Origin of the sequence: Pelomonas nitida (assembly GCF_043555975.1) — a bacterium.
In the GTDB taxonomy this organism is placed as follows: domain Bacteria; phylum Pseudomonadota; class Gammaproteobacteria; order Burkholderiales; family Burkholderiaceae_C; genus Pelomonas; species Pelomonas nitida.
Window position 1 is genome coordinate 1 of the sequence record NZ_JBIGIA010000024.1, and the last position, 11496, is coordinate 11496.

Sequence of the window (11496 nt, forward strand, 5' to 3'; positions counted from 1 at the left end):
TGCAAGGGGGCTGATCCGTCGTTGCAAATGCTCGCTGGACATCGAGTCCAGCTCCGCTTTGCGCCTCGGCTGAGCCCCCTTGCAGGCCCAACGCGCTCCAGGCTCAAAGCCCGACAGCCTCCTAGAATTCGCGCGCTTTCCTGACTCCCTCCAAGCGCGCCATGCCCGTCAATCTTTCCGCCCCCGATCCCGCCTCCCTGTTGCCCGTGCCGGGCGTGCGCCTCGGCGTGACGATGGCTGGCGTGCGCAAGGCCAACCGGCGCGATCTCAGCGTCATTGCGCTGGACGAGGGCGCGGCCGTGGCCGGCGTGTTCACGACCAACCGCTTCTGCGCCGCGCCGGTGCAGGTCTGCCGTGAGCACCTGGCCGCCGGCGCCGGCATCCGCGCGCTGCTGATCAACACCGGCAATGCCAACGCGGGCACCGGCGCCGACGGCCTGGCGCGTGCGCGCCAGACCTGCCAGGCGCTGGCCACGCTGATCGGCTGCACGCCGCAGCAGGTGTTGCCGTTCTCCACCGGCGTCATCATGGAGACGCTGCCGGTGGACCGCATCACTGCCGGCCTGCCCGCCGCGCTGGCGGCCCTGAAGGCCGACAACTGGGCCGAGGCCGCGGCCGGCATCATGACGACGGACACGCTGCCCAAGGCGGCGTCGCGTCGCGTCACGCTGGGCGGCGTGCCGGTCACGCTGTCGGGCATCTCCAAGGGGGCCGGCATGATCCGCCCCAACATGGCCACGATGCTGGGCTTCGTCGCGACCGATGCCAACATCGCCCCCGCGTTGCTGCAGCCGCTGGCGAAGGCCGCGGCCGACGCGTCGTTCAACCGCATCACCATCGACGGCGATACGTCCACGAACGACTGTTTCATGCTCATCGCTTCGCGCCGCGCGGCGCATGCCGAGATCACGACGCTGGACAGCGCGGACGCGAAGACGCTGAGCGACGCGCTGATCTCGCTGGCGCAGGAGCTGGCCCAGGCCATCGTGCGCGACGGCGAAGGGGCGACCAAGTTCATCGCCATCACGGTGGAAGGCGGCCGCGACGAGGCCGAGTGCAAGCTGGCGGCCTACGCCATCGCGCACTCGCCGCTGGTCAAGACGGCGTTCTTCGCCAGCGACCCGAATCTCGGCCGCATCCTGGCCGCCGTCGGCTACGCCGGCATCACCGACCTGGACCAGGGCCTGATCGACCTGCATCTGGACGACGTGCACGTCGTCACCCGCGGGGGCCGGCGCCCCGAGTACCGCGAGGAGGACGGCCAGCGCGTCATGAAGCAGAGCGAGATCACGATCCGTGTCGGGCTCAACCGCGGCACGGCCCAGGCGACGGTCTGGACCTGCGACCTCAGCCACGACTACGTGTCCATCAACGCGGACTACAGAAGCTAGCCAGGCCACGCCCGGCGGCACTGCAGGTGCTGCTGGGTGAAACCCGGGGTGACCATCGGCGAGCTTCGCGGGGGCGTCGAGAATCGGCCGCTTCTTCGACCCCGGGACACGCCCTGATGAAGCTCCCCCTGACCACCCTTGCCGTGGCCGCCGTGCTCGCCACCGGCGCGCAGGCCCAAGGCCTCGACTACCCCGCCACGCGCAAGGTCGAACAGACCGACAGCTACCACGGCACCGCCGTGGCCGACCCCTACCGCTGGCTGGAAGACGACAACAGCGCCGAAACCAAGGCCTGGGTCACGGCGCAGAACGCGGTCACGGACAAGTTCCTCGACGCCATGCCGCAGCGCCTGCCGGCGCGCCGCATCTACACCGAGCTCTACAACTTCGAGCGCTATGGCGTGCCCTTCAAGGAAGGCGGGCGCTATTTCTGGACGCGCAATGACGGCCTGCAGCAGCAGAACGTGCTCTACACGGCGAAGTCGCTGAAGGACACCCCCGTCGTCGCGCTGGACCCCAACGGCTTCTCCAAGGACGGTACCGTCGCGCTCAGCGGCATGGCGCCGTCGCGCGACGGCCGCCTGCTGGCCTACGGCGTGGCGGGCTCGGGCTCCGACTGGCAGACCTGGAAGGTGCGCGACCTCGCCACCGGCCAGGACCTGGAAGACCGGATCGAGTGGGTCAAGTTCAGCAGCGCCTCCTGGACGGCTGACGGCAAGGGCTTCTTCTACGCCCGCTACGACGCGCCGAAGGAAGGCGCCGCGCTGACCGGCGCCAACTACTTCCAGAAGCTCTACTACCACCGCCTGGGCACCCCGCAGTCCGACGACGTGCTGGTGCTCGAGAACCGCGACGACAAGGAATGGGGCTTCGGCACCGAGGTGTCGGACGACGGCCAGCTGCTGCTGATCTCGGTCTGGAAGAGCGCCGGCAGCCGCAACGGCCTGATGGTGCTGCCGCTGCCCAAGGGTGGTTTTGCCGGTGGCAAGCCCCAGGCCATCACGCTGGACTTCGACGCCCAGTACAGCCCCGTGGCCGCGCACGCCGGGCAGCTCATCGTCAAGACCGACCAGGGCGCGCCGCGCGGCAAGCTCATCGCCATCGACCTGAAGAACCCGGCGCCCGCGCGCTGGAAGACGCTGGTGGCCGAAGGCCCCGACGCGATGACCGCCGCCTCGGCCGTGGGCGGCCGGCTGCTGCTGAGCTATCTGCACGACGCCGCGACGCTGGTGCGCGTGCACGCCGCCGATGGCAAGCGGCTGAGCGAGGTGAAGCTGCCGGGCGTCGGCACGGCCAGCGGCTTCGGCGGCCGCTGGGACGAGTCGGAAACCTTCTTCAGCTACACCAGCCTGACGACGCCGGCCGAAGTCCACCGCCTCGACGTGAAGACCGGTCGCATCGAGCTCTTCAAGAAGCCCAAAACCGCATTCGATGCCGATGCCTACGAGACGCGCCGCGAGTTCGTCACCAGCAAGGACGGCACGCGCTTCCCCATCTTCATCGCCGCGAAGAAGGGCCTGAAGCTGGACGGCAGCAACCCCACGCTGCTGTACGGCTATGGCGGCTTCAACATCGCCATCACGCCCAGCTACGGCGTCACCGCAGCCACCTGGCTGAAGATGGGCGGGGTCTACGTCATCGCGTCCATCCGTGGCGGCGGCGAGTACGGCTCGGCCTGGCATGACGCCGGCACCAAGCTGCACAAGCAGAACGTGTTCGACGACTTCATCGCCGCCGGCGAGTGGCTGGTGAAGAACAAGGTGGCGAGCCCCGCGACGCTGGCCATCAACGGCGGCAGCAACGGCGGCCTGCTGGTGGGCGCCGTGACCAACCAGCGCCCCGACCTGTTCGCCGCCGCCGTGCCGCAGGTCGGCGTGATGGACATGCTGCGCTACCAGAACTTCACGATCGGCTGGGCCTGGGCAACCGACTACGGCAAGAGCAGCGACAGCCCGGAGATGTTCAAGGCGCTGTATGCCTACTCGCCCCTGCACAACATCAAGAGCGGCACCCGCTACCCGGCCGTGCTCGTCACGACGGGCGACCACGACGACCGCGTCGTGCCGGCGCACAGCTTCAAGTACGCCGCCACGCTGCAGGCGGCGGCCGACACCGGCCCCGCACCCAAGCTGATCCGCATCGAGACGCAGGCCGGGCACGGTGCCGGCAAGCCGACGTCCAAGATCATCGAGGAGCGCAGCGACATCCTGGCCTTCATCGCCCACACGATGAAGCTCGAGGTGAAGTGAAGTGAAGCGAGGGCCCGGGTCGCGATGCGCGACCGGGGCGTCGGCAGGCCGGCCGATCGATCAGCCGGCGAGTTGCGCCTGCAGCCACCGGCGCCAGTCGTCCACGCGGCCCAGGAAGGGGCCGACGTCGATCAACTGCCAGGGCTCGCCCTGCGCCAACGCCAGCGTCGGAAAGCCCCGGCCGCCCAGGCGGCGCATCAGCGCGCGCGTGTCGGCGACGTGAGCGCGCGTCGTGTCGCCGCTGCAGGCCGCCAGTTCGCGGGCGAAGGCCTCGCCATCCAGCCCGAGGGCTTGGGCCAGGTCGCGCAGCACGTCGGCCTGCGCGACCTGCCGGCCGTCCACGTAATGCGCGCGCTGGATGCTGGCGAGCAGGTCGAGCCCGCGGCCGGCCAGCCGGTCTGCCGCCAGCACGGCGGCAATCGGCGGCTCGGAGTCCAGCCAGGCCGTCGTGTCGTTCAGCAGGCCGTTCTGGTAGGCCGCACCGAAGGGTTGGCCGCTGAGCTGGGCGATGCGCTGGTCGTGCGGCAGCACATAGGCGCGCCATTCGGCGCCCATGGTGCGGCGCCCATCGTCCATGAACAGCCCGCCGCCGTGGGCCCGCACCGGCAGCAGCTCGCGCGCGGCCTGGATCAGCGGCGCCGCCGCCCAGCACCAGCCGCACAGCGGGTCATGGAGGTAGTGCAGTTCGCTCACCACTTCATCTCACCCTTGTTGACCTTGGCGCCGAGTTCCAGCGAGATCGGCAGCCCCGCGTCCGGGTAGGCCTGCTGCATGGTGCGGATCAGCGCGGCGCTGTCAGCCGCCTTGGGCAGTTCGGCTTCGAAGCGGGCCAGGTAGTCCTGCGTCCAGCGCAGCTGGGCTGCATCTTGCGGTGCGCCAGCGCGGCTGTGGCCGGGAATCACGCGCACCGGCTGCAGCGCGGCCATGCTGCCGAGCTTGCTGCGCCAGTCGGCGCGCTCCTTCGCGCTGGGCGTGTCGGCCGTCCACACATGCAGGCCGGCGAACACGTTGACGCCGCCGGCGATGGTGCGCAGCGACGGGATCCAGACGTAGCTGCGGCCCGGCTCGTTGTCGTCCAAGCCGCGCACTTCCAGCTTCTCGCCTTCGAGCGCAATGACCGGCGCGCCGAGCACCTCGGGCAGCGGCACGCCCTGCGGTGCGTTCGCACCGAGCCGGGGGCCCCAGAACTGCAGCTTGCCCGCGAGCTTGGCCTTGATCTCCTTCAGCGTGGGGGCCGTCGCGACGACTTGGGCCTGCGGGAAATACTGCTTCAGCACGCCGATGCCGAAGTAGTAGTCGGGGTCGGCGTGGCTGATGTAGATGGTCTTCAGTGTCTTGCCGCTGTCCAGCACCATGGCGGCAATGCGCAGCGCGTCGGCGCGCGTGAAGCCGGTGTCCAGCAGCACGGCGTCGGTCTTGCCGGCCACGAGCACGGCGTTGACGTGGAAGCTGCCGGCGTCGGCGTTGTAGACCTGCAGCGTCAGCGGTGCCGGCGCGGCGGGCTGGGCACCGGCGTCGGAGAGGTGCAGGCAGAGCGCGGCCAGCGGCAACGCAAGGCGGCGCAGGGTCTTGAGGGCGTTCATGTGGGCGGTCTCGGTGAAGTGGTTGACGATGGGTTCACTCTATTTGCGCCGATTCGATGGATAAACCTCGGTAGAGTGGACTGTTTGTCAACTGGATCGATCAAGTCATGGACCGCCTGATCGCGATGCAAGTCTTCGTCGAGGTGGCCGAGCGCGGCAGCCTCACGCAGGCGGCCGACGTGCTGGACATGTCGCGCGCCATGGTCTCGCGCTATCTGGAGAGCGTGGAGCGCTGGCTGGGCGCGCGGCTGCTGCAGCGCACGACGCGGCGCGTGAGCCTGACCGAAGCCGGCGCCGGCGCGCTGCTGCGCTGCCGCCAGATGCTGGAGCTGGCCCGCGAGGCCGAGGCCGCCGCCGGCGAGCAGCGCCTGGCACCGCGCGGCCGGCTGCGCGTGACGGCCAGCGCCTCGCTGGCCCAGGCCCGCCTCGCGTCGGCGGTGGTGGACTTTCTCGCCCAGCACCCCGACTGCGAGATCGAGCTGGTGGTGCTGGAGCGCGCGGTCAACCTCGTCGAGGAGCGCATCGACCTGGCCGTGCGCATCAGCAACCAGCTCGACGCCAATCTCGTCGCGCGGCCGCTGGGCCGCTTCGGTTCGGTGCTGTGCGCGGCGCCCGCCTACCTGGCCGCCGCTGCGCCGCTGGCAACGCCCGACGACCTGCGCCAGCACCGCTGCGTGACGCACGCCTACGTCAACCGCAACGACTACGCGCTGCAGCAGGGCGGCGAGTGGCTGCGGGTGCCGGTGCGCTCCGTGCTGCAGAGCAACGACGCGGGCGTCATGCACCGCGCGGTGCTGGCCGGCGCGGGCCTGGCCATCCTGCCGGACTACCTCGTCGACGACGACCTGCGCACGGGCCGGCTCGTGCGCGTGCTGCCGGGCTGCGAGCCCGAGTCGCACGCCATCCACGGCGTCTACCTGTCGCGCCAGTACCAGCCGCTGGCGTTGCGGCTGCTGCTGGACTTCCTCGCCGAACGGCTGACGCCTTGATGGCACGGTTCGGCCGCGCAGATCTCCTCGGTGCGCAGGCTGCCGCGCATCAGGCGCAGCCGCTCGCGCAAACGGCCAAGGCCCCGTGTGGCCCACAGCGGCACCCGGTCGATGGCGGGCCGTGGCGTCGGTATTTGCGAGGGCGCTGACCAGACGCCCGGACTGGCATCATGGGCGCCGCCCTGGCGTCAGCGAGCCCTCCTCGAGGACTCATCAGCGCGTGCCGCTTTTGCCAGAAATTCAATGCTGTGTAGAACGACAGCAACGGGAGGGATTTGGATGGTCAATCAAAGGCTTACCGGGGTCCGGACGCGCCGCTCTGGGGCGCGGCTTGACTGCCTAGGTGGCTTTGGCGGTCTCCCGAGAACACGGTAGCCAGCATGCGCCAGAGCCGCTCCTCCATCTCGCGCTCGAAGAAGGCGCTCATCGCCATCGCCGCAGTTGTGGCATTGGCAGCCTCGTATCTGTTCGCGTTCTCACTGATTTCGACGTCTCACCCGATCTCCAAAGCGGCAATTGCGCAATCCCCAGACGTCGCCGCGTCGGTCGGAAAGCTCGCAGGAGTGATCCTCATCGGTAGTCGTCAGAAGCATGTCCCTGGCGGGCTCAGTTGCGGAACCAACACCTACCTAGTGTTTGGCAATGCGGGTTGGGCAGTAGTGACTTCAGCACTGTCTATGCCAGCGCGTCAGCACAATTGGCAGGTCAGCAACTTGTCTCTGGGCTGGTTCAACGGTACTCACTGGAGTTGCTGACCATGAAGCTGGCTAACCGGGCACTGCAGCGGACCTGCGCCAGCTACGCTGGCTGGTCCGCTAAACGTCAACGTTGAGGTACCAAGTGACTGCCTCCCGAATATTCCGAGTGCTCGCCATACTTGTCGCAGCGACCACCGTTGCTGTGGCGAAGGACGAGGTCGCCTATACCGGCGAGTATTTCTACAACTTCGAGTCCGCATACCTGACGCCTGACGGGGTGGGCGAGCAGTGGTGCATCAAGGGCGACATGTCTCGCGCGGAGCGTCCAGATCGTTGGGGAACATCGCGTGTGGTGGTCGAGGGCACGCTCGGGCCAGAAGGGCGTTACGGGAATCTGGGCGTCTGCAAGCGCATCTTGACGGTCACACGGCTGGTTCAGGTGGTCAACATGCGGGGGCGGGAGTAGGTGACCGAGCCCCGGAATCCGGAATCCAGGGGATCTCAGAGCGGACGCGGCGTAGCGGGATCCGGGCTGGCAAGGCGACCGTAGACAGGAAGCCGCGCCGGCTCCGGATTTGCCGTGCCTCGGGCCTGCCCAGCCCGGCCACGAGCGGCTCAGAAGTTCACAGCTTTCGTCTTGAGGCCTCGGGCCACCAGCGTCGCGTTGATGAGCTGGGCCTGCTCGCGGCTGGGGAAGGGCCAGACGGTGGCGCGCCAGCCGTCGGGGGTCTGGATGACGTCGGCCTGCAAGGCTTCGGGGCTGCTGTGCACGCCCTGCAGGCCCTCCTTCATCTTCTTCAACAGCGCTTCGGCGTCGGCCTTGCTGCCCGGCGGGCCGACCAGGGCCACGGCCACGCGGTCCGGCGCGCCGGCCAGGCGAGCCAGCCGCGGGTCAGCGGGGGCCAGCTTGTCGGCCGGGGTGTCGGGCGAGCCGGCGCCGGCCGCCTGCGGGCGTGGGTGCTCTGCGTCGGGCGCTGGCTTGGCGGCAGCGCCAGGGTCGGCGGGAGGCGGCTTGCCGCTGCTGAGCAGCGGCGGGCGCTTGACGCCGTCGCTGCGCTCCACCAGGCGGGGGCGGATGTCCGGTGGCTCGTCGGTGCTAGCACTGGCGGCGTCCTCCGGGGCGGATGCGGGCGCGTCAGCGGAGCCGGATGCCGCGGCCGATGCCGGCATGGCGGCTGACGCCGCCTCCACTGGCGCTGCTGCCGAGGCCGCCGACGCCGGCTCGCTGGGCGCGGAGGCGGCCGTGCCCGGTGCCGGGGCGGTGGGGTCGGCGGCATGGCGAGGCCACAGCAGCCAGGCGGCCAGCGCCAGCAGCAGCGCCAGGGCCGCTGCGGCGCCGCCGGCACGCAGCGGATCCCACAGCCGACGGCCGATGATTTGCGATGGGATGCCTCGTCCACACAGCACGCGCGTGCGCGCGTCGCCCACCTCGATGCCGGCGCTCAGCAGGTAGAGCTCGAACGGCCAGCCGCTGCGGGCGCTGGCGAGCTTGTCGTCGATGAGGATGACGCGCCAGGGGTGTGACTCGGGCGTGCCGGGCGCTTCCGCATAGCCATGGTCCAGCGCGAAGCGCTCGATGCCTGCGGGGCTCAGGCCGGGCAGGAACTTTTCGCTGAACGTCCGCCATTGCTGGGCCGGCGCGCGGCCACGCAGGCCCGGCGGGAGCAGCGCCTTGAGCTGTTGCAGCCAGCCGGCGGCGCGGGAGGTGGCGGGCGTGCCAGGCTGCCCGTCGAAGGTGCTGACCGTGTCTGTCAGCACGGGCTCCACCGCTGCCGACGCCTGCGCCGTGGCCCGCACGAAGGGCAGGGCCACCACGCCGACGGTGTGCACGTCATCCACGCGGATGCGGCGCGCGAGCGGGTGGCGGTTGTGCCAGTCGACGATCTGTTCGGGCAGGCGCTCCATGACTGCTTGATCTTGCATCAGGCGCTGCCGGCCTGGCGGCCGGAACAGCGCCCCGAACTCAGCCCAGTTGCTTCAGCAGCCAGGCATTGATGTGCTGGATCTCTTCGGCGCACACCGAGTGCGGCATCGGGTAGTCGTGCCATTCCACCTTGTGGCCCAGCGCCACCAGCGCGTCGCGGCTGGCAGTGCCGCGCGGCAGCACGACGATGGGGTCTTGCGTGCCGTGGGCCAGGAAGATGGGCAGGTCGGCGTTGGCGGGCGAGCGCTCGGCGGCCGTTGTCGCGGCCAGCGGCAGATAGCCCGACATGCCGATGGCGCCACCCAGCCGCTCGGGGTAGCGCAGCGCCGTCATCAGCGTCAGCGCGCAGCCCTGGCTGAAGCCCATGACGACGATGCGCTCGGCTGGCACGCCGCGCGCGCGTTCGCTGTCGATGAGTTCATTGATCAGCTGCTGCGACTCGCGCAGCCCGGCTTCGTCTTCGCGGCGCACGAGGTCGGTCACGAGGATGTCGTACCAGGCCCGCATGACGTAGCCGTTGTTGATGGTGACCGGCCGTTGCGGCGCATGAGGGAACACATAGCGCACGGGGCCGATGGCGCTCAGGTCCAGCTCGCCGCAGATGGGCACGAAGTCGTAGCCGTCGGCGCCCAGGCCGTGCAGCACGATGACCGTGGTGCGTGGGTTGGGGCCGGTCTCGATGACGTGGGTGTCAAGCATGCGGGTTCCAGTCTTTCTTCAGCAGTTCAAAAAGCTTGTCGCCATGGGCGTCGAGGCCGGCGCTGGTGGGGCGCCAGCCGGCGCGGCGGTAGAAGGCCTCGGCGCGTGAGTCGGGCTGCGTGCCGAGATCCAGGCGTTCATGGCCTTGGTCGAACAGCCAGGCCACCATCACGTCATGCAACCGCCGGCCATGGCCCTGGCCGTGCAGCGACGGGTCGACGAACAGGGCCCAGATGTGGCCGTCGCGGGCGTCGCCGATGGCGAAGCCGGCAATCTTCAGGTTCGGCGCCGGCGCCAGTTCGATGACCCAGCCCCGGCCATGGTCCTCCAGGTAGGCGTGCAGTTCGGCATCGCCGATGCGGCCGGGCGTGAGCCGGTTCTCGGTCACGGCATAGCGCACGCGCCAGAGTTCGGCGGTGTCGGCCCGGGTGGCTTGTCGCAGCAGCATGGGCGTCATTGTCGCGACAGTCGTGGGCGCCGCGCCGGTCGATGATGAGGGCATGGGAAGCCTCTATCTTGTGCGCCACGGCCAGGCCAGTTTTGGCGCGGCCGACTATGACCAGCTCAGCGCCAACGGCCACGAGCAGTGCCGTCTGCTGGGCGCCTACTGGCGCGAGCGTGGCGAGCGATTCGATGCGGTGTTCACCGGCACGCTGCGGCGGCACGGCCAGTCATGGGCCGGCATCAGCGAAGGCCTGGGCGACGCGTTGCCGGCCACGGCGCTGCCGGGCCTGGACGAATACGACAGTGAGGCCGTCGTGCGCGCCATCCATCCGGCGCCGCTGCCGCCACCCACCGACGCCGAGGCGGTGCGCCAGCATTTCCGGCTGCTGCGCGAGGGCCTGCTGGCCTGGATGCGCGGCGAGGTGGCGCCCGAGGGCATGCCGCCGCATGCAGACTTCGCGGCCGGCGTGGCCGATGCGCTGGCCCGCGTGCGCGCGCTGGACGCTGCGAGCCGGGTGCTCATCGTGTCCAGCGGCGGCCCGATCTCGACCGCCATCGGCCAGGTGTTGGCCTGCCCGGCGGAAACGGTCGTCGCGCTGAACCTGCAGCTGCGCAACTCGTCGGTGACGGAGTTCGGCTTCAACCCCAAGCGCCATCACCTCGTCACGTTCAACACGCTGCCGCATCTGGACACGGCCGAGGCGCGTGGCCTCGTCACCCACGCCTGAACCGCGTCTGCGGCAGGCGGGGCGGGCGTTCAGCGGCGATTGGGTTGCAGGCGTCGGGCCTGCGAGGCCGACAGCAGCGCCAGGGCGAAGAGACCCAGCGTGGCCGGTTCGGGCACCGTGCCGCCGCTGCCGCCACCACCCGCGCCACCGCCGCCGCCGCCCCCGCCATTGCCGCCATTGCAGTCGGTCGAGGACGTGCAGGAGGTGTAGATCATGTTCTGCGACAGCAAGTCGCCGCCGATTTCGTAGTGGCCGGGTACGAAGTTCCTCTTTGTCGGGTCGCCCTTGTCAGGCACCCAGTAGGTGAAGCCGATCTTCAGGTGCGGGCCGGTTGCGGGGTCGATCGCCAACGTCGTGCCCAGCAGATCGATCTGGAACATCATGATGTTGGCCAACGCGATGTCGGGGTTCGCGTCCAGGCAGATGCCGCCGGAGTTACCGCCCAGGCAGCCGTTGCCGTTCAGCTCTTGCGTGGAGTACGACCAGACGCTGGCGGAGGCCGGCAGCATGTTGGTGACCGTCGCGTTGGAAATGCCGGTCAGCGGCCCGAGATCTTTGAACCCGAGGAAGCTCAGGTGGGTGTCGCTGGCCCAGTTGCCTGTGGCGTTGTCAGCGTTGGTGATTTTGAACGTGAACGAGTCCGCGTCGAGCTGGTTGAACTCGAAGCTCACGCCCTGTGACGACAACACGTAGCCGGCCTGCGCGGAGGCACAGGCCAGTGAAAGTGCGGCAACGCAGAGCCGGCTGATCAAGGGTTGCGACATGGTGGCCTCCGGATATTGTTGGGTTGG

At 69.5% G+C, this 11496-nt stretch carries 12 protein-coding genes; 6 read left to right on the top strand and 6 right to left on the bottom strand.

Annotation, left to right across the window (positions count from 1 at the left end):
* Positions 1–161 precede the first annotated feature (161 nt).
* Both argJ and ACG00X_RS22015 read left to right on the top strand, forming a co-directional pair.
* Complete coding sequence (gene argJ / locus ACG00X_RS22010) at positions 162–1391, top strand: bifunctional glutamate N-acetyltransferase/amino-acid acetyltransferase ArgJ (RefSeq protein WP_394491594.1); 1230 nt, start codon at positions 162–164, stop codon at positions 1389–1391.
* Between the two features lie 116 nt (positions 1392–1507).
* A complete protein-coding gene (locus ACG00X_RS22015; protein WP_394491596.1) occupies positions 1508–3640 on the top strand; it encodes a prolyl oligopeptidase family serine peptidase in 2133 nt (710 codons plus the stop codon).
* 60 nt (positions 3641–3700) lie between these two features.
* On the opposite strand, the gene ACG00X_RS22020 is transcribed toward ACG00X_RS22015, so the two are convergent.
* Entirely contained in the window at positions 3701–4333 is a 633-nt protein-coding gene (locus ACG00X_RS22020) for a DsbA family protein (protein WP_394491598.1), read from the bottom strand.
* Complete coding sequence (locus tag ACG00X_RS22025) at positions 4330–5223, bottom strand: MBL fold metallo-hydrolase (RefSeq protein ID WP_394491600.1); 894 nt, start codon at positions 5221–5223, stop codon at positions 4330–4332. The genes ACG00X_RS22020 and ACG00X_RS22025 overlap by 4 nt, the downstream gene beginning before the upstream one ends.
* A 107-nt stretch (positions 5224–5330) precedes the next feature.
* On the opposite strand from ACG00X_RS22025, the gene ACG00X_RS22030 reads away from it, so the two are divergent.
* From ACG00X_RS22030 to ACG00X_RS22040, 3 genes are all read left to right on the top strand, one after another.
* Positions 5331–6212: a LysR family transcriptional regulator gene (locus ACG00X_RS22030; RefSeq protein ID WP_394491602.1), complete on the top strand. Its 882-nt coding sequence runs from the start codon at positions 5331–5333 to the stop codon at positions 6210–6212.
* A 380-nt stretch (positions 6213–6592) separates the two neighbouring features.
* Positions 6593–6967 carry a hypothetical protein gene (locus tag ACG00X_RS22035; RefSeq protein WP_394491604.1) on the top strand — a complete coding sequence of 125 codons (375 nt, stop codon included), beginning with the start codon at positions 6593–6595 and terminating at the stop codon, positions 6965–6967.
* Positions 6968–7076: 109 nt separating this feature from the next.
* Complete coding sequence (locus tag ACG00X_RS22040; RefSeq protein ID WP_394491606.1) at positions 7077–7376, top strand: hypothetical protein; 300 nt, start codon at positions 7077–7079, stop codon at positions 7374–7376.
* Positions 7377–7525: 149 nt separating this feature from the next.
* Here ACG00X_RS22040 and ACG00X_RS22045 read toward each other — a convergent pair whose 3' ends face one another.
* From ACG00X_RS22045 to ACG00X_RS22055, 3 genes are read right to left on the bottom strand one after another with little or no spacing between them, the layout of a single operon-like run.
* A complete protein-coding gene (locus ACG00X_RS22045; protein ID WP_394491608.1) occupies positions 7526–8833 on the bottom strand; it encodes a hypothetical protein in 1308 nt (435 codons plus the stop codon).
* 40 nt (positions 8834–8873) lie between these two features.
* A complete protein-coding gene (locus ACG00X_RS22050; RefSeq protein WP_394491610.1) occupies positions 8874–9533 on the bottom strand; it encodes an alpha/beta hydrolase in 660 nt (219 codons plus the stop codon).
* Positions 9526–9981, bottom strand: coding sequence for a GNAT family N-acetyltransferase (locus ACG00X_RS22055; protein WP_394491612.1), 456 nt, complete (start codon positions 9979–9981; stop codon positions 9526–9528). Before ACG00X_RS22055 ends, ACG00X_RS22050 begins: the two co-directional genes overlap by 8 nt.
* Before the next feature lie 52 nt (positions 9982–10033).
* Between ACG00X_RS22055 and ACG00X_RS22060 the strand changes: the two genes are divergently transcribed.
* Entirely contained in the window at positions 10034–10705 is a 672-nt protein-coding gene (locus ACG00X_RS22060) for a histidine phosphatase family protein (RefSeq protein WP_394491614.1), read from the top strand.
* 29 nt (positions 10706–10734) lie between these two features.
* Here ACG00X_RS22060 and ACG00X_RS22065 read toward each other — a convergent pair whose 3' ends face one another.
* A complete protein-coding gene (locus tag ACG00X_RS22065) occupies positions 10735–11469 on the bottom strand; it encodes a PEP-CTERM sorting domain-containing protein (RefSeq protein ID WP_394491616.1) in 735 nt (244 codons plus the stop codon).
* Between the last annotated feature and the right edge of the window lie 27 nt (positions 11470–11496).